Source organism: Sporocytophaga sp. (assembly GCF_017745095.1).
Classification (GTDB): Bacteria; Bacteroidota; Bacteroidia; order Cytophagales; family Cytophagaceae; genus Sporocytophaga.
Genome location: NZ_JAGHZZ010000007.1, coordinates 41,431 through 64,281, shown reverse-complemented (window position 1 = coordinate 64,281; position 22,851 = coordinate 41,431). Strand labels below are relative to the sequence as shown.

Genomic DNA, 22,851 nt, shown 5'->3' with positions numbered 1-22,851 from the left:
ATATTTAAGCTTAATCAAAGAATTTTGTTCTCCGGAGTGATTTCTTTTCGGAAAGTTTTTTCTTCAGATTTTTTCGGTCAGCAACGGAGGAAAGAGTAGGCTTGGTGTTTATCCGCTTCTTGGGCTTCTTTAAAGCATTTTCAATCAGTTGAATAAATTTTGCTTCAGCCAGTCTTTTGTTTCCTGTCTGAGTTCTCTCTGTCTGTGCAACCACTCTAAGCTCTCCTTCGGAATTAATTTTGTGTCCAAGCTTTCTAAAAAGTAGCTGTTTTTCTTCCTCTGTAAAATTCGATGAATGGGTTACGGAAAAAATCAATTCGATTTTGGAGTTGACTTTATTGACGTTTTGACCTCCTGGTCCGCTGCTTCTGCTAGCCTGAAAGGTAACTTCACGAAGCAGGTTACTGATTTTTTCCGTAATCATTTTATCATTTTAGAAAGGAAGGTCATCTGTGGATTCTCCTGAATCTGCACCGAATGCATAACCTCCTGATGGCTCATCTGAAGATTGACCACCACCTACAGTGTCTATTTTCCAGGCCCTTACATCTGTATACCAACGCTCATTGTATTCTCTGGATTCAATGTTGATGCCCACTTTCACTTCATCTCCGGATTTAAGGTTTTTTACAATCCCTGCTTTGTCACCCCAAGCGGAGCAGCAAACCTTCTTTGGATATTGCTCGTTGGTAGTTTCAATTACAAATTCTTGTTTTACCCAATTTCCGTTTTTCCCAGAACCGGTTTGTTCTGGAAGGATTTTAACAACTTTTCCTGTTAATTCTAACGCCATAATTAAAATTTTGCCAAAGATACATTAATAATGGAAAAAACCGGAAAACTTAGTTCTCCGGTTATTCACAAATTTTTATTTTTCTCTGGGTTCCAGCCAGTAAAGTTCATAACCGAAATAGTTATAGACATCGGTAAGGTATTCATAACTAGGTGTTTCTGGCCAATTTTCGGTAACGAATCCGGGAGCATCATGCAATCTTTGCATGGATACATCAAGCGTCAAAGAATCTCTTTCTGGGTTCAAATCAAGAGCCTGAAAAGGGACTGCATACAGTTTTTCGCCCATTCCTAGGAAACCTCCGTGTGTCAGTATTGCATAAGAAGCCGCTCCATATTCCATATCAATAATTACATCTTTGATGCGGCCAAGGTCTTCATTCTCAAAATTTTTTACTTTGGTCCCTATTAAATCCCCGGCGGGAACTAATCTTGAACCTTCTCCTCCTCGAATCATAATCTTAAAACTTTTAATAAATACCACCTTTAAAGTTCAACATCTTAGAACATATGATCGTTCTTTTGTTATTCTTGTCCAAAAAATTCTAAATTTGATACAAAAAGTAAAAATATGAATAGGCCTTTGTTGACATTATTAGCGATATGTTTCGCTGTTTGTTCTTTCGCTCAGAAAAATAAAGCATTTCCAGAACTCTCTGGTGTAACTGTAGATGGAAAAACTGTGACCTTACCTGTAAGCAGCAAAGGTAAGTATACATTGGTTGGTATTGCATTTTCAAAAAAAGCAGAAGAGGATCTTACAAGTTGGATGGATCCTATGATGAATACTTTTCGCCCTGGGACCAAAAAAGCAAATGTTTTGATTCCTGAATATGATGTGAATATGTATTTTGTACCAATGTTCACCGGGTTAAACAAAGCTGCTGCTGCGACAGCTATGAAAAAGACAAAAGAATCATTGGATAAAAGACTCCATCAACATGTTGTTTTTTATAAAGGAGATATAGATAATTATAAAGATCCTCTGCAATTGAAGGATAAAGACGTTCCTTATTTTTTTGTTCTGGATCCGGAAGGTAATATTGTTCTTTCTTTGAGCGGTAAATATACTGACGAGAAGATGGAGTCCATTGAAGAAATCCTTGAGTAAAAAGGTATAAAAGTTTAATTCGAATTTATAGGGTGTTAAAAAAGACAATTGTCTGTTTAACACCTTTTATTTTTTATTTTTATGCAAAATTGTTATCAATAAGGATTCAGTAGAATACTTGAAAAGGATTTAAAGATATGCAGAAAGGTAAAACAGCATTGGTATTTGGCGCTACAGGATTAGTGGGCACTGAGCTAGTTAAAGTCTTAAACAAGGATGATCGCTATGATGAAATAAAAATTTTCGGAAGACATTCTTCTGGCTTTGCTGGGGGAAAAGTAAAGGAGATAATCACTGAGTTAAGTAACAAGTCCTTGTTGGAAACAGAAATGACTGGAGACCATATCTATTGCTGTCTAGGTACTACTATTAAAAAAGCGAGAACAAAAGAAGCTTTCAGAAAAGTAGATCTTGGATTTCCAAAGCTTATAGCTGAGGTGGCCTTTGCACAGAGTATTTCAAAAATGATAGTTATTTCTTCTATAGGAGCAACTTCTCATACCTCCAATTTTTATCTCAAGACTAAAGGAGAAATGGAAGAAGCTCTCACAGGAATTTTAAAAGACAAAGTTTATTTTTTACGCCCGTCATTTCTTCTCGGAAACAGAAGTGAATCGCGCCCGGGAGAACAGGCAGGAAAGTTTTTAATGAAACTGGTTGGTCCTTTATTCTTTGGTAAAATGAAAAAGTACAGAGCTATAGAAGCTCTTTCGGTGGCTGAAGCTATGGTTTATATTGCTAATGAAGTTGAGGATAAACATATATTTGAGTCAGACGAGATTGTGGATTTATTGAGCTGAAAGCGTAAGGCACAAAGCTGAAAGTTAAAAGCTACTAAAGTTGAAAGTTAGAGATTATTGCATCTTATCTCTTAGTTGCTTTCTCGAAGGTGATAGTATCAATATATAAATAGTCATTCAATGTTGGGTCAACTGCAAATGTTTCACCTGTCCTTTGATTCTCTATTATTACTATGTCATGGTCTTTAAAAAAAGGTGAATTGAAAAATTGATGAATATTTGTTCTAAATATATAAAGTTGAGCAATTTGAGGTTTGGCCTCCCAATTTTTATCCAGATTATACTTTTTTAAAAGGTAGTTACAGGTTGTAGCAAAGAAGGTTGCATAACCTACACAATGAGCAGTCTTTGTATATATAAGGCTATTGGGATCATTCGTCTTTGGGTCAACTGAATAATTTAAACGCTTAGCTGTAGCTGAAAGTCCAATTTCTATTATATCCTTAATGTCTACTTTTTTATTTTCTTCTACATTAGTTTCGATATAGGAGATAAGGTTTTTGTCCCTGGGTAAATAAGAATGTCTTTGTCCGATTGATTTATATGTGACAAGGCTTCTATAAAACCACCCTCGAAATAAGAGTAGGATAGTCAATAATATTAAAGTTGAAAGAAATAATCGTTTGGAAATCTTCATTAGTAAAATAATTGTTGAATTAAAATATGCTGATACTTTCGCCTATTTTAGTTCATCTTTTATATCTATCAATTAGTACTTAGTTCCTTAGTTAACTTTTCCTTAATCAATCTTATTGTTATTTAAGTTACAAAAAAAAACTATTCCTCAATTTCTATTTTTAACTCACCCTGTTTGAGCTCATTAACTTTGATCTTTCAATTTTTAACTTTCAACTTCTCGCTTTAAGTATTGCGCTTTCCACTCTATAAGAACAAGCTTTATACAACACTTGTTTATCTTTTAGGAACATATCGTATGGAGTATAAAGATTATTATAAAATACTTGGTGTCTCCAAAACTGCTTCGCAGAATGAGATTAAGAAAGCCTTTAAAAAGCTGGCGGTGAAATATCATCCCGATAAAAATCCGGGAGATAAGGAGGCTGAAACTAAGTTCAAAGAAGCTAATGAAGCCAATAGTGTTCTTAGCGACCCTGAAAAAAGGAAGCAATACGATGAGATGGGAGACAACTGGAAGTATTATGAGCAAATGAAAAACCAAGGAGGGGGAGGTACTTACAATCCTTTTGGTGGAGGTAGCTCTTATGAGTATAGCAGTTCTGGAGGTTTTGATGCAGAGAGTTTTGCTGATTTCTTTGAAACAATATTCAGTCGTTCTGGAAAAAATAAAGGAGGATATTCTACTGGAGGCCGACCTTACAAAGGGAACGATTTTCAGGCAGAACTTGAAATAACTTTGGAAGAAGCTTACAGAGGTACAGAAAGAATTGTAAACGTTAACAGTCAACCTTTAAGAATAAAACTGAAGCCTGGAATTGCTGATGAACAAGTTATAAAGCTCAAAGAAAAAGGTGGCCCGGGCGCAGGTGGAGGCAGACCAGGTGATTTATACATTACTATACGAGTAGTAAAACACTATAAATATGAGCGTATAGGAGATAATATTTATGTTGATGTTCCAGTGGATTTGTACACCTTAATATTGGGTGGAAAAGCAGAAGTAAACACTCTAAAGGGGATGATAAAGGTGGATATTCCTAAAGGGACAGATAATGGTAAAGTGTTAAGATTGAAAAATCTGGGAATGCCGGTTTATAATGAATCCGGTAAGTATGGAGACCTGTATGCAAAGGTACTTGTTCAGCTACCTAAAAAATTATCGGAAAGAGAGGAAGCTTTATTCAAAGAGCTCGCTTCTTTAAGAGAATATGCTAAAGTTTAACCGGGATAAAGCATTTGGAAAAGTCAGTGTTAATCAACGTATTATAGCTTATAATTAAGTGATGGATTATGATGATTACCAAGGTTTTTCAATTGCTGATTCTTATTTTGAATTTAATTTATGGCATTTGAAATTCAATTATATAATTATGCTCCTTTTATAGAGGAAGATAATTTAGACAGGATGGTAGCTTCTTTGCCTGAACCATCAGAATATTTAAGTCACCTATGGAGAACTATAGGTCATGATGAGGATGACTTTGAAGAGGCTGTGTGTAGGGCAAAAATGATTCTTCAGTCCCTTCATATTCCTGAAGAGCTTAATTTTAAAAAAATATTCAGAAGTTATGATGGTCATACTATTCTTGCTGATTATAAAATTTCAGAGCTAGGTAGTTATTTGATTCTGATGAACGGAAATCCTTCCCAGGAAACAACAGCAGGCTTTCAATTGCATCTGATACAACGGTTTTTCAATGCCGGAAAGGAAAACTATATCTAAGGGTTTGATTGTTGAGATTAAAAGAGGGAATTAAAGTCTAAGTGGTTATGAAAAAAATTCTTTGTCCGGTAGATTTCTCTGATGTTTCTTACAGAGGAGTAAATTTTGCCAATGAACTGATTAAACTTACTGGTGGGTCGCTTATTCTAATAAATCTATATCACATTACTCCTATAGAGCCAGGTACTGCAAGCTATCTTTCAAGTGATATTGTTACAGAAGCGGAGGAAGAAGCGAGACGTGGATTGCAGGATATCATCAATGGTTTAGCCAAAGGTGACAATGTAATTTATGACTATGTTGTGAAATATGGAATTCCAGAAGATGAAATACCTCATTTTGCCAGAAGAGAAAATGTTGACATGATCGTAATGGGAACTGAAGGTGCAGAAGGGTTGAAGAAAATTTTTATGGGTTCAGTTACTGCTACGGTAGCAGAAGAATCCGGTTGTCCAGTATTGGTTGTGCCGGCCAATGTAGAGTATCATCCTATTAAACAAATAGTTTATGCTACAGATCTTAAAGGAAATGAAACAGATGGTATTTCATTCGTAGTTGAATTGGCTCAGTTATTTGATGCACAGATTTCTTTTTTCAGCATTCAGAAAAAACATAATTATAATGAAGAAGATGAATTTATAAAATATGCTTTAGATAAATTGCTTTTCAACCAGTCATACAAGAACATGAGTTTTGATCTGAATGAAGGTGATGATGTTGAAGCCGGTATCAATGCTTATGCTAAAAAGAAGAATGCAGATGTTCTGGTACTTGCTACACATGAAAGAAGTTTTCTCAAGAAAATATTTTCTCGCAGTCAGACAAAAGAAATTATATATAATCCAGAGTTGCCTATTCTGGCTGTACACAAGGTTGAAGAGCATGTATCAGCCAAATAGACCAGTGAAAGAAAAATTTTAACCTAACCAAACCTATTTATATTCTAAAATAATATAGCAGGAAAGGTAAGCTTATATATTTCCTTTAGTGCCAAAGTTGAATCCGATATTTGATTTATTGGCATTCTTCTTTGATGCTTTGAATGTAACGTATAGATAATTTTCCTGGATGGTTATAGAAGGGAAATTGTCTATAATATTATATTCCTTAGAAAGTTCATCTATAACAGGTTCTACGTCAGTTATTGCAACTCCATTTGAGTCAAATTTTAATTCGATTCTTTTCGTAACGATCTGTATATTTTTCATAAATATTATTCTGAAGTTGTATAAGTGATTACAGCCTTAGGGAAAGTATGTCTTTGATGTAATGATATAATTTTAATATAATTCTTATAATATTCAAATTGTTTTTTCCCTTATCTGAAGAATATCTCCCTTATTTTCTCTGAAGAATAAAAACAAAAAGAGGAAAAACTCTTTATGTTGGAAGCATCATGTCTGACGGAGGGTATCAATGTACCGAAGAATTCTGTTTACAATAGCAAGGAAATTAGCCGTTCTGGGAAAACTGATTTTTGAAGCTTACAAGGAGTGGGTTAAAGATAAAGGTACCAATCTTGCTACTGGTTTGGCTTTTTACCAGTCTTTGTCAATAGCTCCCTTAGTGGCATTTGTATATCTCCTTTCTTTAAAGACTTTTGGTCTGCAGAAAACAAAAGAGGTAATTCTTCCATTAATTGCCGATTTTTTCCCTCCCAATTTTATAGAGGTAATAAAGTTTTTGCTGACAAGGGAGAAAGGTTTTCCACCTACTGATAAATCAACCTTTGCAGGTGTTACCATCGTAACGTTTATACTTGGAACGGTTAATTATTTTGCACAGCTTAAGGATTCTATAGAACTTATTTGGGGAGATATCCGAGATCGCTTTGGTGTTATAGAAGCAATTAAAAGAAATTATGATGATGTTAAAACTACTGTGTCTTCATTATTTGTTGTTACCATCTTTGTAATAATAAATGGCATATTGCCCCATCCTTATTTAGGCCATTCGCTGGTGATTTCCCTTGATCATGATTTTGGCATTGAAATATTGAAAGTTGTAATACAAATAGTTTTTATATCTGTTCTCTATACATTTTTCTTCAAATCGATGCCTCCCCATTCTGTAAGCATAAGGGAAGCTCTTCCTGCCGGAATTCTTGGAGGGATACTGCAGGAAATAGGAAGAGAAATTATGATTGTAATTGTAGGGAAAGAAACAGATACCAGTATAACTGCATCCTTACTGGCATTCCAGCTTTGGTTCTTTTACAGCAATTGTGTACTTATGTATTCAGCTGAGTTTTCTAAGGTATATGTGTTTTATAAAAGGAATACTACATTGAAGAATATAAAATCTTTTTACCCTAAAAATGAGTGAGAAGAAGAAGCATAGTGGAAAAAGGCTGAAGTTCCCTGAGGATATAATAGCAGCAGCTACTGGAGGGATTGCGGCCCTTCCTGATGGGATGGCTACCGGAGCTATGGCTGGTGTAAATCCGGTACATGGATTATATGCAGCAATTATTGGTCCCTTTGTTGGTGCCTGGACTACAGGCTCCGTATATATGGCTATATCTACAACCGGTGCCCTGGCTCTTGCTGTAAGAGGATCATTGAATGGTTTAGAAGAAAAGGATAAACTTTCTGCTTTAGTATTGATAACGATACTTGCTGGGATTATCCAGTTTCTGATGGGAGTCTTTAAAATGGGCTTTCTAATGAGATTTGTATCAAACTCAGTCATGAGAGGATTTTTAAGTGCAGTTGCGATATCTATTGTCCTAAGTCAGTTTGCAGATGTCTTTGGTTACTATAGAAGTAAGCATAGTAATAAAATATTACAGACCCTGGATATAGCCTTACACTATAAGGATTTTAACCTGGCTGCAATGGGAGTAGCTGGGCTGACAATTATATTGATACTTTTTCTTGATAGAACAAAATTGAAGAACTTCTCTATGTTTTTTTCTTTAATAGCGGTATCATTCCTCAGCTATCTGATGAAAAATTCATCTCTCAAGCTCGTGGGGCATGAAAATCAAATACCAAATGAATTGCCAAATTTTGTTTTACCACAGTATGAAAATATCACTGACATAATAATTCCTTCTATAGCCATCGCATTGATTGGATTTATTCAAGGGGCAGGAGTAAGTCATTTGAAAACAAATCCTGATGGAAAATACCCTGATGAGAATAAGGATCTTAGAGGAGAGGGACTTGCAAATGTTGCTTCAGGAATATGCACAGGAATTCCTATATGTGGGTCAGTAGGTCAAACGTCTTTAATGATTTCTGCAGGAGCTTATTCAAGATGGGCTAATTTTATATCAGCAATTATCATTGCGATAGGCGTATTCACAATGGGTGAATTAATTGAGCAAATACCAATGGCTACTCTTGGAGGAATACTTATTATTTCAGGATTCTCTTCTCTTAAATGGGATGACATTGCCACTATATGGGATACAAGTATTCAGGCAAGGTGCATGATGGGGTTTTCCTTTATCGCAACCCTCATCTTACCTGTTCAGTTTGCAGTACTGGGTTCTGTAGTCCTTACATTTATCCTGCAGATAGTTAGGTCTTCTAATAGAGTAAGGTTAAATTCTTTGGTTTTATCCGAAGATGGTTTTCTGAAAGAAATACCTTCTCCTAAAGAAGTTAAAAATAATGAGGTTATTGTGCTCAATCCATCGGGAAGCCTTTTTTTTGCAGGATCTTATGTCTTGGAAGATCTTTTGCCAACAGCCGACAATGCTAAAAATTCTGTAGTGATAATAGTTTTGAGAGGAAGAAAAGAAGTAGGAAGTACATTTATTTCTGTGATCAGAAAATATCAGAAACATCTGAAAGACCATAATTGTATTTTAAAATTAGTAGGAGTAGATAAAGGTGTTCATGAGCAGCTTGACCGGACAGATCTGGAAGAGGATATAGGAAGGGAGAATATCTATAGGTTCGATTCTGAAATCGGAAAAAGCCTGATTCAGGCCCGGAATGACGGATATGACTGGATTAAAAAGCAACAATAACTTTTAAACATATCTACGAGCTTGTATTATTCGGAGGTTCTAAAGTATACTGGGAATAACTAACCTACAAAATATAAAATCTTTTTACCCTAAAAATGAGTGAGAAGAAGAAGCATAGTGGCAAAAAACTGAAGTTCCCTCAGGATATAATAGCAGCAGCTATTGGAAGCATTGCGGCACTTCCTGAAGGTATGGCCCTTGGTGCTATGGCCGGTATGAATCCTATTCATGGTTTGTATGCCTCTATTATCGGCCCTTTTATTGGATCCTGGACTACTAGTTCTGTATACATGGTTGTGTCAACCACCGGGGCACTTGCTTTGGCAACTAGGAGTGCACTGCATGGCATTAGTGAAGATGAGAAGATTGCCGTGCTGGTATTGATTACAGTTCTAGCTGGTCTTATCCAGATACTGATGGGTATTTTTAGACTTGGCTTTCTCATGAGATTTGTTTCAAATTCTGTGATGCGAGGCTTTTTGAGTGCAGTAGCTATAACTATTGTTCTGAGTCAGTTTGCCGATGTTTCCGGTTATTATGGAAGTAAGCATAGTAATAAGGTAATGAAGGCTGTGGATGTTATTTTACACCACAAAGAATGGAATCTATATGCAATTGGCATAGCAATGTTGACAATCCTTCTGATACTTTATCTAGAAAGAACCAGACTCAAAAATTTTGCTATGTTTTTTTCTTTAGCAGTAGCAACGCTTATAACTTTTTTTGTAAAAATATCAACCCTCAAACTTGTAGGGAATGAAAATAAAATTCCAAATGAATTGCCTTCATTTGTATTACCCAAGTATGAAATTATTCCAGACGTTTTAATTTCATCTTTAGCCATTGCTTTAATAGGTTTCATACAAGGTGCAGGTGTGAGTCATATGAGACCAAACCCTAACGGAAAATATCCGGACTCGAGTAAGGATTTAAGAGGTGAAGGAGTTGCTAATGTCATTTCTGGAATTTTTACAGGAATCCCGGTTGGTGGGTCAGTAAGTCATACGTCAGTATTGACTTCGGCAGGAGCATATTCAAGATGGTCTGGTTTTATTTCAGCCATATTGATTGCATTGCTTGTATTTACAATGAGTGCCTTCATAGAACAATTACCAATGGCGGCTTTAGGAGGAATATTGATCATCTCCGGTTTTTCATCTCTTAACCGGGAAGGGATTTTTACAATATGGGAAACAAGTATTCAGTCCAGATGTATTATGGGGGTTACTTTTATAGCTACTCTCTCCGTCCCTATTCAGTTTGCTGTGCTTGGATCTGTGATACTTACTTTTATCTTGCATACAGTAGAGGCTTCTAATAGAGTTAAGTTAAAAGCAGTGACAGTGGCAGATGATGGTTTTCTTAAAGAAATTCCCCCGCCATCCGAAATCAAAAGCAATGAAGTGATAATGCTACATCCATCCGGTAGTCTTTTCTTCGCAGGAGCATACGTGCTAAAGGACCTTTTGCCAAATGCTGATAATGCAGAACATTCTGTAGTGATTATAGGATTGCGTGGAAGAAAAGAGATTGGAAGTACATTTATTACTGTTATTAAAGAATATGATGAACATCTTAAAGAACATAATTGTATTTTGAAATTGGTGGGAGTAGGCCAGTTAGTTTATCATCAGCTGGACAGAACAGATTTGTTAGAAGAGATAGGGAAAGAAAATGTGTATCGTTTTGATTCTGAATTAGGAAGACCTTTGATGCACGCCCGCAGAGATGGATATCAGTGGATTAAAGAGCAGCAGTAACTTTTAAACATATATTTTTACAGGAGGTTTGTATCATTGGTTTACAACAGATGCATACCTATGAAAGATATTACTATTCGTCCTGATAAATCTGATATAGTTAATGATGCCCCTCATCCATGTATGGTCTGGGTGCCAGGTGGGAAGTTTACGATGGGATCAGATAAACATTATCCAGAGGAAAGTCCTGCTCATGAGGTTCAGGTAGAAGGATTCTGGATGGATAAGTTCAATGTTACCAATCAGGAATTTGAAAGATTTGTACAGGAGACTTCCTATGTTACCGTAGCGGAAAGACCTCTAAATGCGGAAGACTATCCAGGTGCTGATCCTTCCATGCTTCTGCCTGGTTCGCTTGTTTTTCAAAAGCCTTCCAAAAGAGTTGATCTGAATAATTATATGAACTGGTGGGCTTTTATACACGGGGCAAACTGGAGACATCCAGAAGGTCCCAATAGTGATCTGGAAGGTAGATGGGAACATCCAGTAACACATGTAGCCTGGGAAGATGTGGAAGCTTATGCTAAATGGATTGGCAAAGAACTTCCTACAGAAGCAGAATGGGAGTTCGCATCAAGAGGTGGCCAAGAAGGTAAAATTTTTGAATGGGGAGATGAGATGACCCCAAACAAAAAGATGATGGCTAATTTCTGGCAAGGAGAGTTCCCATGGCAGAACTTTAACCTTGATGGTTATGAAGGAACTTCACCTGTAGGAGTATATCCACCAAATGGTTATGGCCTGCATGATATGTGTGGCAATGTATGGGAGTGGACCCAGGACTGGTTTGTCTCAAGGCATAAAGTAGATAAATCAAAAGCATGTTGTATCCCATCTAATCCTCGGGGAGGAGAAAGAGATGCTAGTTTTGATCCTCATCAACCTGATATAAAAATACCACGAAAGGTTCTTAAAGGAGGAAGTCATCTCTGTGCCCCCAATTACTGTTTTCGTTTCAGACCGGCAGCCCGCTCTCCTCAAATGATTGATTCAGGATCCTGCCACATAGGGTTCAGATGCATTGTAAGAGTTGAAAACAAAAAGGTGTAAGTTTTAAGAAAAGGGAGTAATACTTAAGCGGAATGTGAAAACCGTAAAGCTTAAAAATAATCATCATCATCAATGAATGTAATATTTAAAAGGATCATGCTGTTGCTTCTTTCAGTAGCAACAGCAATTTTATTTTCCTCTGTTAATTATTTAAATAGTATTGATCCCCTTCCTTCATGGAAGGAAGGGATGAATAAAAAGGCAATCCTTGGATTTGTGGAGAAGGTAACAAGAGAAGGTAGTAATGATTATATAGAGACTGAAAACCGTATAGCTGTATTTGATAATGATGGCACGTTATGGCCGGAACAGCCTCTTATAGAAGGGGTGTTCCTACTAAAGACTGTGAAGGCAATGATTGCCAAAGATCCTTCTTTGAAAACAAAAGAACCCTTTAAAGCTGTGATCGAAAAAGATACAGCTTTCTTTGAATTGAATAACCACAAAGGAATCATGGAATTGGCATTAGCTGCATATGGCAATAAAACTGAGGGAACATTTGAAAAAGACATTACTACCTTTCTTCAGAAAGAAAAGCATCCAAGATTCAATGTACCATTTACTTCATTAGGATATCAACCCATGCTGGAACTTTTAGCATTTTTGAGAGATAAAGGGTTTGAGACTTGGATCTGCTCAGGGGGTAATGCAGAATTTATCAGAGCTTTTTCAGATGATATTTATGGAGTACCTGTACAGCAGGTAATAGGTAGTAAATTGAAATTGGAGTTTAAAAAAGTGGACGGGAAACATGTATTATGGAGAGATACTGTAATGCAAAGTTTTAATGATAAAGAAGAGAAGCCTGTCAATATCAGCTATCATATAGGAAAGGTCCCAGTGTTTGTTGCAGGTAATGAAAAATCAGGAGGAGATATCGCTATGCTTACCTACTCAGATGAAAGAAAAGGAGCTTCATTTCAACTTTTAATCAACCACAATGATGCAGTAAGAGAATTCAGCTATCAGGAAAAAGACAATGCTTCTCTCCAAGCTGCCGCTGCAAATGGCTGGAATGTTATAAGTATTAAAGATGACTGGAAAATAGTTTTTAAAAATAAATAAACAAGGTTGAAACGTAAGTTCTTATTTATTAGAGTTAAAAATGGATTCGTATTTTTAATAAACCCATTCCTTCTGATGAAATGAACTAAGTTTTAAAGAAGCTTCTTTGAAAGTATACCTTTTGGTATAAATAAGCTCTCCATGTCTGTCAAACCTGAAATGTTCGCTTTCACTTACAGAAAGATCTAAAAATATAGAGGAATTGCTGCTTACGATGGTCCAGATTTTGCCAAAAGTAAATTCGTCAAAATAGAGATAAACCTTAGCCTCAGTTTCGGCCTGGCTATCATTTTTAATAAATTCCCCTTTTATAACAGGGTTTTTTACCGATCTGATCTGAATATAGTAAGGCTTTGTTAAATCATTATGATTACCATAGAATTCAAGAATTCCCAGGTCTGAAGCATCATTATTAATCATAAGGTAATTTTCTTTGTGACTTTTGAGCTCCATTAACATTTTAGCCATAATTGAAAGTTTTAGAAGGTTAATTGCCTCTTTTACTTGAATTTACAAATTAACGTTGCAATATTCTAATTTATTATAGTATTTTTCAATACCGTAAATAGGTATTTTTATAAATAATACAATTTTTTAGAATAAAAATCCTAATTGGAGGTTGAAGTAGCTTTTATCTGTACTTAAACCGTATGTTCCCGTAAAGGCTAATCTATTATGTATCTGTAGATAAAGTCCTGGTCCGTATCCGTAATGAAGTTCGTGTGACGTTTCGTTATCAGCCCATACACGACCGTAATCGAAGAATAAAATCAACCCTATTTTACCTGGGAAGAGGTAAAAGTTCACATCAGCTAATTTTATCCTGGCTTCGATGTTTTGATAGAAACTTGACCGTCCATAGTATCTGGTTCTTCTATAGCCTCTCAAATTTGTAGTACCTCCCAGGGTATTGGACTGGAAGAATTTAAATGAGCCAAGATTAGTACCTCCACCGATTCTTGTGGCGAAGGTTGTAAATTTCATGAACTTGGGAGTGTAGAAGAATGATATATCAGGAGCTATGTTTACAAACTGCTGTGTCTTGCTTATTTCTTTGAAATAAGTGATTTGAGTATTGAATCTTATCCCCCTTTTAGGAAAGATATTATTATCAAGGGTATTGTACTGATAGAATAATTTCACTCCCAGATAATTGTTTCTGTCGAAATCAGCAGGTGTAGTTTCTGCTTGTGGAGTGGAGATAAAACGACCAGGTGTATCTTCAATTTCCACATACTGAAATTGTGGACCTATTCCAAAGATCATTTTGGTATTTAAATTTTTATAGAAGAGCGGTGCAAACCTGAAGTTATGGGCTTTTACCCTGTAATAATCAATAGAGGTGTCTGAGGCAATTTGGGTTTCATTGCCCATTCCAAAATAATTGAGTGCATATTTGGGACCGAATACCAATGCATCCAGCATGAGGTTCCACTTTCCTGCTACTTTCTTGAAATCCCCGAAATAGTTAATTGAAAAAGCTTGCGTACGAGTTGAATAGTTGATGGTTCCCGAGTGGTACGTTGCATATGGATACTTTCGGAATCCAAATGATTTTCGCAATAAACCTATTCCCAAAAATATTCCGTCATCAACGTTGTATTGAATTGAAGGTCTGATTGTGGTAAGATTATATTCATAATCGGATCTATCGTATGCAGGTGATTCCGTATTTCTCGCATCGGACCTCATGAAGATGATCTTTGTATTGTTCATTAACTGGTTCCCCAGATTTCCCGTTACATATGAGTATTGATTGAAGAAACTTGCATTATTGATACTATCATTTAGTTCTTTCGCATGGTCGTCTTTTATAACTCTCACTTGAGAATGCCTACTGTGTCTTCCTGTGATGTTGAATACATCATCTCCCCCTAGTCCATATAACCTGATTTCTCTGGTTTCTTTTCCGAATACCAATCTGTGAAATATGGTGTCGGAATCACTGTTTAATACCGTTACTTCTGTATTGTGACCTTCCAGTCTGTTGACGATAAAAGTTTCCTTTTTTGATGAGCCAACTACATCTATATCTTTTGCCAGAAGTTTGTAATACTTTACAGCAGCCTTACCCAGCTCGTCACGGCGTGATTTTAACTTTGCGGTAATTTCACTTCCATGAAGAGGATAAATATTCTCAGGCATATGTTTAACGGCATCTTCAATAACCTTATCTGTCAATTCAGCTTTTAGGCTATCAGCAATATCAAGCCAATCTTGTCTTGTTAGAGCAGCGAGCAATGGCCTGTCTAGAGATTTTGCACTCATGTTGAGCCCTATAATATCTTTATATTTATAAGTGAAGTTTTCATTGTTACGAATGGCCCATTTTTGGCTGGCTATATAAGGAATTACTCCATCGGCTTTATAAAATACATGGTCTCTATCTCTTGGAATAGGTTTGAATAATGTTCCGTTTCCATAGTCATAAGTAGCCCATCTCCACTGGTCTTCATGTCTTCCCCAATCACCAATCAGCATATCAAAAAGTCTGGTTCTGGCAAATAATCTATAGTCAACAATGTTGTCATTGTCCTTGAATTTTTTCTCAAACATTTTTCTGGTGCTTACAACATTCTTTGAATTTCCTGAACTGGCAAGATGAGACATGTCTTCATCAGGTCTTTCTTCTATAAAAGCAAGCATGTTTGCAAAGGTGGGGGCAAATTTCCCTAATGAAGAATCATAAGGAATGTAGATGAGTTTAGGGTTTGTATAAAAAACTCTTGCTGCTCTGGCAAGTGGTGGAATTACCAGTTGGCCATATGGGTTTTCTGAAGAGGCCTGATCTTGCAGAATTTTTGCAATGACAGTTTTCTGAAATTCATCTTCAAGAACACGTGTTGGAGTTTTGTTAATAGATCTGATCACATATTGTCGTCCGATTGAATCTTTGAGGTGCAGGTTGGTTGTTTGTCTGCTGCCGCCTTGTTTCATAGGAGTAAGACCTCCAAAAGCAGTGTCGGCTTTGAATACTTTTACCTGTATAGGTGTTGTCCACTCTTTTCTATAGTGAGTGCCGAGAAGTATTCTTTTTACAAAACCTGCTTTATAATTTTTGTTAGGAATAGTGGTAATCAGAATTCCTTTGGGTTGTTGGCTCTCTTGTGCAATGCCTTGATGTATCCCGAAAAACCAAAGTAACAAGGTTATATAATAAAAATGTTTATATATCAATTTCACGTTGTCGAAGAGAAGATTCTTATGTTTAAACAGGGGCTTCAGGGAAATGTTAAAAAAATGTTAATTGGAATAGGTTGAGTTGATTGGGTTTTATCTTTGAATAAATTTCATTTTTACATAGTATGCTCATTTTCTGAATCATGTGAAATTCCAATAATCTCTTATCTTTAGTAAAATTTTAATTTTTGTTAATTTATTTTCTATGAAAAAACTTTTATCTAATCAATTGGCATCCATAATGCTTGTCGGCGCTCTTTTTTTTAATCTTGATGCGGTCGCTCAAACATTTAAATTTCCAACTTCCGGGAGTACAACAATTACAACCTGTTCAGGTCATTTGTATGATGATGGCGGGGCTGATGGAAATTATACTCCCGAATCCGAAGGAATAGTAACGATACTTCCTGAAAACGGAAAGTTTGTTAAACTTACACTTAATGATTACACTGCTTATTTTTCAGAACTTGAAATTTATTTCGGTGATAATACCAGTGCAAAGTCATTGACATTTGAAAGCTTTCTTGTCCCAAGCTCTGGACCTTATGATGTATTCTATGGTTCTCCCGTCAATGGGGCGATTACTTTAAGATTCAAAGCAGGATATGAAGCATCTGGTCTTGATTTTACTATTGAGTGTATAGATGAATATCCTGCTTATGATTTTTATCTGAGCGATGGTTCTGGAATGATTTCCGATACTGTGTCTAAGGGAGTAAATCTCGGAACGGAATCGTCTCCACAAAATGGATCAGAGACGCCTACAGGGCCTTTTAAGATGAGTTATTTTATTTCCAAAGATAAAATGCTGGATGCAAGTGATCTCAAAGTTTACGAAGATGTCTATACTTCTATCTATAAAGGAACACTCACGTATATCAATGAAGGCATTTTACAAATTCCATTGGAAGTTCCTGTAGGGAAGTATTATTTTTTCACCGTAATGGATTATGATAATTTATTTCCGGAGTCAGATGAAACCAATAATTTTACAATAGATAGTATTTATGTTGTAGAACCTAATATTTCTGCGTCTATAGAAGACTGGGAGCTTGTTCCGGGAGCTAATAATGCAGATAATAAGTTTAGTTTTGAATTTAAAGCTGAATCTGACGGAGAATTACAGACTATTCCAAGTCTTGACTGGGTGGTAAAAGCAGGTACTACAAAAGATATTAAAAATACCTCTGCACAATTTGCCGCAGGAACATTTACTGATGTAGATAGCTATATGTTTGATCCTTATGTAGGTTCATTTATTCCTTCAGAACACGGTTTTACTCAGAATGGAACATACTATGTTTTTCTTCAGTTAGACCCGGAAGGGAAGTTATCACTGGTAGGAGAGAGCGTATTGATAGATTCCTTTAAAGTTGATAATAGTATAGCAAAAGCTTTATTACTACCAGTAACAGGTAATACCGTAATTCATACTTGCACAGGACTTGTTTATGATAATGGAGGTCCTGATGATATTTATGAAGTTCCTACAGATGGAAGTATGACAATTTATCCTGAAAGCTCTGATAAGCTTGTTGCGGTTACTTTAAATAATGTGAGCCTTGGTATCTTTGATGATTTAAAGATTTATGATGGGGATGGAGGTTCTTCTTCTAATCTTTTGGAAGAGATCACTGATGATTTTACTGAAGAGAATAAAAAAACGTTTACAGCTTCAGAACCGGGCAAGCCTTTGACCATACTGTTAAATTCTTCTAACTCGTTTGCGTCTATGAATAACGGATTTGAAGCTGAAATTTCTTGTCCTGCGGTAGCATCAACAAGAAATAGTTTTATAGAAGAGTTTACAATAGGTCCTAATCCTGCAAGTTCTTTTCTTCAGATAAATATGCCACAAGGCATAAATCAGTTTGTAGGAAAGGTTTATTCTAATGATGGAAAATTGATGAAGTCATTTTCTAATGAATCAATTTTGGATCTTGCTGATTTTGGATCTGGAAATTATTTATTGTTGCTGACGTTGCCTGATGGCTCTGTAGAGACAAGAAAATTTATAAAGAGATAGATTGAAGATTCTATTTATAATATTTATATAATCCAATTTTAAACAAGGCTACTATGCAAATGGTAGCCTTGTTTATTGGTAGAATACATTTTCTGATATTTTTTAGCTTGAATTGATAGCTTGGAAAAGTTATCCACATCTTTTAAATTATTTATTTTCCAAGCTTCATTTTTTGATTTATTTAAGTCTCTGAGTAAACAGAATTCCTACTTTGAAGTAATAATGGTATTTATATTGGAAAAAATATAATTTTGCAAAGTAGGATAATCTCGTAAATTTGTTATTATGAAATTGATTACAATTGCACTCAGAACAATAAAAGCTTCAGCAGGTGGTTTGTTTTTCATTTCTATATTCTCGATTCTTTCTTCCGATCCTGCTTTCGGTCAGCAACCAATTGAAACAAATAATGAGCTGAAGCTCGAAGCTGAAAGACTATGGTCTTCAATTGATATTGGTCAATTGAAGAATGAAATAGCTGCAGAAGCTAAGGTTAGCAAGGCTGATGTTAATCTTTTCTTTCGATACCTCGAACCTCAATGGGGTAAAGACAAAGTTATTTGTTTCAGAAAAGTACTGAATGGTGAAATTACCAGTTCAAATTTTGGAGAGTATCTCTCAGATCTTAAGTCCAGGTATGTTTCTTTGTATGCTTCATTTGCTTTAGTGAAGACTGAATACGCAAACGAAATTTCCGCTATTGAAAATCATGTTATGGATGCTACAGGCAAATGTGTTAACATGGATTTTGAGGATGGAAATTTTAATGGCTGGCAAGGTCAAGTGCAGAGCAGAGGTGGACTGGGTGGAACCGGAACAATTGTTACGCGTCCTGGATTTGGCCAGCATTGTATCATGACTAAAACACAAAAAGATCCTTATGTACCCAATTTATCTGTTGTAGCTCCTGGAGGAAATTATTCTGTAAGGCTTGGCAACACTGAAGCCGGTGGACATCTGGCTAAAATGACACAGTCTTTTAAAGTTGATACCAATAATGCCATTCTTACTTACCGCTATGCCGTTGTACTTGAAACACCGACAAATGACCCGAATCACCAGGGTTTAGATAGTCCGCATTTTCAGACAAGACTATATGATAAAGATGGAAATGAAATTACTTGTGGGGAATATACCGTATCCGTTTTGGGGTCAAACCTATCTTCTTATACACATATTTGTGTAAATGCTAATTCAGAGGAAGTGCAGATTACTTCAAACTCTGGATGCGGAAATACAACTACTCTTCCTGCAACTTCAGTTTCAAATCCTAATGCAAATAATCAGTGTGGTAACAACAGAATGGATTTGTATTATAGAAATTGGACGACTGTTGCAATTGCTTTAAAAGATTATATCGGACAAACTGTTACTGTTGAATTTGTGGCTTCGGATTGTGAACCAGGTGGCCATTTGGGCTATGCTTACATAGATACTCAATGTAGTTCAATAACTTCTCCGCAGAGCTCAACCATTTGTTCATTCAAAGAGACAAAAGTACTTACTGGTCCTGCAGGGTTTAAATCATACGAATGGGGGCCAGCAGGAAGCTTTCAGGGGCCAGCTACCAATCAATCTGTTACTATTGACAGAGCAGGGGTATACACTTTGAAAGTAATGACTGTATCAGATAATCCTTGTGTAGTTACTTTAACTTATACAGTAAAAGATAAATGTACTCCCAGAGCCTATAAGGATAGTTTGTGTGAAACAGTGAAAGGCTCAGGCAAGGCTGACGAGGTTGATCTGAATTTCTATAATAGCAAAGTTACTGAAGCCGGAGCATGGGGAACTGTCCAGTCTTGGCACTCCCAAAGACCAACGCCAGCAGATAGTCATGTGATGCCTTCTGTGACAGGTATTACCATTTCTGATGGTGATGTTTATTACGCAGTGACAGTTTTGCCAAACAGAAAAGATACAGTTTCTATCACATTTAATGTTAACAGTCTTCCTGATATTACATTCCCAGATATAAATCCTGTTTGTGTTGGAAGTCCTGCTTTTAAAATTCCAGGTATACTGCCTGCTGGTGGTGTATTTTCCGGAACAGGTATAAATGCTACAGGTACATTTACTCCTAGTACTGTAGGTAGTTTTGATTTGAAATACACATTCACTGATAAGAATACTTGTAAGTTTTTCGTGACTAAACCTATCGTAGTAGAACCTAAGCCAACTGCGGAAGCCGGTCCTCCTCAGGTTTTGTGTGAAAATGCGTCAACCATTAATTTAAGCGGCTCTGTTACCAATGCAACCAGCGGATCCTGGAAAGGGGGAGCAGGTGGTGGTTTTAGTCCTAATGGTCTGACTTCTTCATACACCATAACAGACGCTGACAGAAATACCGGTTCTGTTCTATTTACCTTAACTAGCTCAACAGGTATTTGTCCTCCTGCTACTGATCAGGTTCTTGTTACTTTTGAAAAAATGCCAGTCGCTAATGCCGGAAGTCCTCAAAGCTTTTGTGAAAATACACCTTCTGTAACCCTCAGCGGAAAAGTTACCAATGTCCTTTCTGGAATTTGGGAAGGAGGCATTGGTACTTTCCAGCCAGACAGAATTACTCTCAATGCCACCTATATTCCTCATGCATCAGAAGTAAGTGCTGGTACTGTAAAGCTCACGCTTAAGACTAAAGGTCAGGATAAATGTCCGTTAAATCAGTCTGATGTAACTTTTACATATGAAAAACTTCCAACAGTAGATGCAGGAACAGGAAGTTTGTTGTGCGAAAACGCTACCAATATTAAGCTGAATGGAACATATACCAATGCAATCGGAATATTATGGTATGGAGGAAGTCAATCATTTAATGATCCTACAAAAACAGATGCAGTTTATTCAATATATACCAAAGATAAAACGCTTGACAGCCTCCTAATTTCCATAAAAACCACTGGAAACATATTGTGTCCTCCTGCAATTGATACGGTCATTTATCATTTTGAAAGACTACCAGTTGTAAATGCCGGTACTGGAAGTACTTTATGTGAAAGTAATCCTGTTATCAAGCTTTCAGGAACGTCTTCTAATAGCCCAGGCGTAATTTGGGAAGGGGGAACAGCAAGCGGATTTGTTTCACCATTAAGCCTGAGTACGGATTATATACCAACTGCCACTGAAATCAATGATGGTGCTATTGCTTTTATACTAAGCAGTACTGGAACTAAGGTTTGTCCAGAGTCACAGAGTATTGTGGTTTTTAATTTTGAAAAAATGCCTGAAATCAATGCTGGCCCAGATATCAGTGTATGCGCAAATAATATAAATATTCCTCTTAAGGCGGATGTTAAAAATATTACTGGTGGAATTTGGAATGGAGGAGAAGGTTCTTATGATCCTTCAGTAAAAAATCTTGAAATAATTTATCATCCTACAAAAGCAGAAATTGAATCCGGAAAAATTAATCTAGCGATTTCATCAGAAGGTTCCAAAGTTTGTCCACCTGTGACAGATACTGTTCAGATTTTAATTACTCCTGCACCAACTGTGGATGCCGGCCCGGATGATACAGTCTGTATAGGTTTGCCTCAAGTTCAATTAAGTGGAGTATCTTCTACTGGCAGTGCTATATGGACTGGTGACGGTACTTTTGGGGCAGGGGCATCTTCGCTTGAATATACACCTTCAGATAATGAATTAGCATCTGGAAAAGCTATGCTGATATTAACTTCCGATCAAAATGGTAATTGCCTTCCGGTATCGGATACAATGGAGATTAAGATTGAACCACTACCTTCAGTTGATCTTGGAGAAGATTTAGTTGGCTGTTATGGAAGTGAATTGTCTATCACTGCTGTTAACACTACGAAACTTAAATATATTTGGGAAGAGTCCGGTTCACTGCTTCCGGATACATTAGGTACAATTTCTGTTTCTGTTAAAGATGAAAAAGTAACTTATGTGGTCAAGGGAAAAGATAGACTTGGTTGTGATGCAACTGATAGTATTGATGTTATTGGTATTCCTGAACCTAAAGTAAGTCTTTCAGATACTGCTGTCTGTCTGGGTAATTTAGTAACACTAGATTCTAAACCTTTGAATATAGATAATAATGTTTCTCTAAATCCTTTCTTTACCTGGTACAAAGATGGTATTAATCTAAATGCTAATAATAGTCAGATCCTGTCCGTATCCGAGCCTGGCTTATATTCAGTGACTGCAAGCCTTGGTGCTTGCACCGGAACAGCACAAGCCAGAGTTAATATTTATCCTTTACCAGCAGGCGCTTTGCCAGATAAGATCAAACATTGTTTTGAGACCGGAAAAGACTTAGAGTTGAACGCAGGCACAGGAAAATATTATTTATGGAATCCTTCGGGAGAAACTACCCAGAAGATACTAGTAACTATGCCCGGCACTTATAGTGTAGAGATTACCAATGAATTTAATTGTACCGGAATTGATAAAGTTGAAGTAGATGCGGTTTGCCCTCCAAGACTTTTTATATCAAATTCCTTTAGTCCAAATGCAGATGCTGTCAATGATTTGTACGATGTATTCGGTGCACATATTGGGAAATTCCGAATGCTGATATTCAACAGATGGGGAGAAGTGATATTTGAGAGCAATGACAGGTATGTCTTTTGGGACGGAATATATAAAGGCGAACCAATGGTAGAAGGTGTATATCCTTGGACTATCGTATATGAAGGGGATTCTGAAGAATACAAAGGCCCTTACACAATGACAGGTAGCGTAACAGTAGTGAGATAATAGT

The 22,851-nt window shown here is 36.4% G+C and carries 19 protein-coding genes; 12 read left to right on the top strand and 7 right to left on the bottom strand.

Features of this window, described 5'->3' with window-relative positions:
- Nucleotides 1-10 precede the first annotated feature (10 nt).
- From arfB to J7604_RS12060, 3 genes are all read right to left on the bottom strand, one after another.
- A complete protein-coding gene (gene arfB, locus J7604_RS12070; protein ID WP_293896178.1) occupies nt 11-424 on the bottom strand; it encodes an alternative ribosome rescue aminoacyl-tRNA hydrolase ArfB in 414 nt (137 codons plus the stop codon).
- Between the two features lie 9 nt (nt 425-433).
- Nucleotides 434-793, bottom strand: coding sequence for a DUF3127 domain-containing protein (locus tag J7604_RS12065; RefSeq protein WP_293896175.1), 360 nt, complete (start codon nt 791-793; stop codon nt 434-436).
- A gap of 75 nt (nt 794-868) precedes the next feature.
- Entirely contained in the window at nt 869-1,249 is a 381-nt protein-coding gene (locus tag J7604_RS12060) for a PRC-barrel domain-containing protein (RefSeq protein ID WP_293896172.1), read from the bottom strand.
- A 114-nt stretch (nt 1,250-1,363) separates the two neighbouring features.
- On the opposite strand from J7604_RS12060, the gene J7604_RS12055 reads away from it, so the two are divergent.
- Together J7604_RS12055 and J7604_RS12050 are read left to right on the top strand one after the other, a co-directional pair.
- Nucleotides 1,364-1,903, top strand: a complete 540-nt coding sequence (locus J7604_RS12055; protein ID WP_293896169.1) for a hypothetical protein — start codon at nt 1,364-1,366, stop codon at nt 1,901-1,903.
- A gap of 137 nt (nt 1,904-2,040) precedes the next feature.
- The gene (locus J7604_RS12050) at nt 2,041-2,703 is read left to right on the top strand and encodes an NAD(P)H-binding protein (RefSeq protein ID WP_293896166.1); all 663 of its coding nucleotides are present in this window, start codon (nt 2,041-2,043) and stop codon (nt 2,701-2,703) included.
- 64 nt (nt 2,704-2,767) lie between these two features.
- Here J7604_RS12050 and J7604_RS12045 read toward each other — a convergent pair whose 3' ends face one another.
- Nucleotides 2,768-3,340 carry a hypothetical protein gene (locus J7604_RS12045; RefSeq protein ID WP_293896163.1) on the bottom strand — a complete coding sequence of 191 codons (573 nt, stop codon included), beginning with the start codon at nt 3,338-3,340 and terminating at the stop codon, nt 2,768-2,770.
- A 231-nt stretch (nt 3,341-3,571) separates the two neighbouring features.
- On the opposite strand from J7604_RS12045, the gene J7604_RS12040 reads away from it, so the two are divergent.
- The 3 genes from J7604_RS12040 (at nt 3,572) to J7604_RS12030 (ending at nt 5,964) form a co-directional block, all read left to right on the top strand.
- Nucleotides 3,572-4,564: a J domain-containing protein gene (locus J7604_RS12040; protein WP_293896160.1), complete on the top strand. Its 993-nt coding sequence runs from the start codon at nt 3,572-3,574 to the stop codon at nt 4,562-4,564.
- Nucleotides 4,565-4,684: 120 nt separating this feature from the next.
- Nucleotides 4,685-5,065, top strand: coding sequence for a hypothetical protein (locus tag J7604_RS12035; protein ID WP_293896157.1), 381 nt, complete (start codon nt 4,685-4,687; stop codon nt 5,063-5,065).
- A gap of 47 nt (nt 5,066-5,112) precedes the next feature.
- Nucleotides 5,113-5,964 (top strand): universal stress protein, encoded by an 852-nt coding sequence (locus tag J7604_RS12030; RefSeq protein ID WP_293896154.1) that lies wholly within the window; start codon nt 5,113-5,115, stop codon nt 5,962-5,964.
- 72 nt (nt 5,965-6,036) lie between these two features.
- On the opposite strand, the gene J7604_RS12025 is transcribed toward J7604_RS12030, so the two are convergent.
- Nucleotides 6,037-6,273, bottom strand: coding sequence for a hypothetical protein (locus J7604_RS12025; protein ID WP_293896151.1), 237 nt, complete (start codon nt 6,271-6,273; stop codon nt 6,037-6,039).
- A gap of 208 nt (nt 6,274-6,481) precedes the next feature.
- Here J7604_RS12025 and J7604_RS12020 point away from each other — a divergent pair, with 208 nt between their 5' ends.
- From J7604_RS12020 to J7604_RS12000, 5 genes are all read left to right on the top strand, one after another.
- A complete protein-coding gene (locus J7604_RS12020; protein WP_293896149.1) occupies nt 6,482-7,390 on the top strand; it encodes a YihY/virulence factor BrkB family protein in 909 nt (302 codons plus the stop codon).
- Nucleotides 7,383-9,047 carry a SulP family inorganic anion transporter gene (locus tag J7604_RS12015; RefSeq protein WP_293896146.1) on the top strand — a complete coding sequence of 555 codons (1,665 nt, stop codon included), beginning with the start codon at nt 7,383-7,385 and terminating at the stop codon, nt 9,045-9,047. The genes J7604_RS12020 and J7604_RS12015 overlap by 8 nt, the downstream gene beginning before the upstream one ends.
- 95 nt (nt 9,048-9,142) lie before the next feature.
- Nucleotides 9,143-10,807 carry a SulP family inorganic anion transporter gene (locus J7604_RS12010; RefSeq protein ID WP_293896143.1) on the top strand — a complete coding sequence of 555 codons (1,665 nt, stop codon included), beginning with the start codon at nt 9,143-9,145 and terminating at the stop codon, nt 10,805-10,807.
- A 60-nt stretch (nt 10,808-10,867) separates the two neighbouring features.
- Nucleotides 10,868-11,857 (top strand): formylglycine-generating enzyme family protein, encoded by a 990-nt coding sequence (locus J7604_RS12005; protein WP_293896140.1) that lies wholly within the window; start codon nt 10,868-10,870, stop codon nt 11,855-11,857.
- Between the two features lie 72 nt (nt 11,858-11,929).
- Nucleotides 11,930-12,922, top strand: a complete 993-nt coding sequence (locus J7604_RS12000) for an HAD family hydrolase (RefSeq protein ID WP_293896137.1) — start codon at nt 11,930-11,932, stop codon at nt 12,920-12,922.
- 54 nt (nt 12,923-12,976) lie between these two features.
- Here J7604_RS12000 and J7604_RS11995 read toward each other — a convergent pair whose 3' ends face one another.
- Both J7604_RS11995 and J7604_RS11990 read right to left on the bottom strand, forming a co-directional pair.
- Nucleotides 12,977-13,390, bottom strand: a complete 414-nt coding sequence (locus J7604_RS11995; protein ID WP_293896134.1) for a hypothetical protein — start codon at nt 13,388-13,390, stop codon at nt 12,977-12,979.
- A gap of 126 nt (nt 13,391-13,516) precedes the next feature.
- On the bottom strand, nt 13,517-16,069 hold the full coding sequence (locus tag J7604_RS11990; RefSeq protein WP_293896131.1) for a BamA/TamA family outer membrane protein: 2,553 nt from the start codon (nt 16,067-16,069) through the stop codon (nt 13,517-13,519).
- Nucleotides 16,070-16,307: 238 nt separating this feature from the next.
- Between J7604_RS11990 and J7604_RS11985 the strand changes: the two genes are divergently transcribed.
- Entirely contained in the window at nt 16,308-18,128 is a 1,821-nt protein-coding gene (locus J7604_RS11985) for a T9SS type A sorting domain-containing protein (protein ID WP_293896128.1), read from the top strand.
- Between the two features lie 285 nt (nt 18,129-18,413).
- Entirely contained in the window at nt 18,414-22,847 is a 4,434-nt protein-coding gene (locus tag J7604_RS11980) for a gliding motility-associated C-terminal domain-containing protein (RefSeq protein ID WP_293896125.1), read from the top strand.
- The last annotated feature ends 4 nt before the right edge of the window (nt 22,848-22,851 follow it).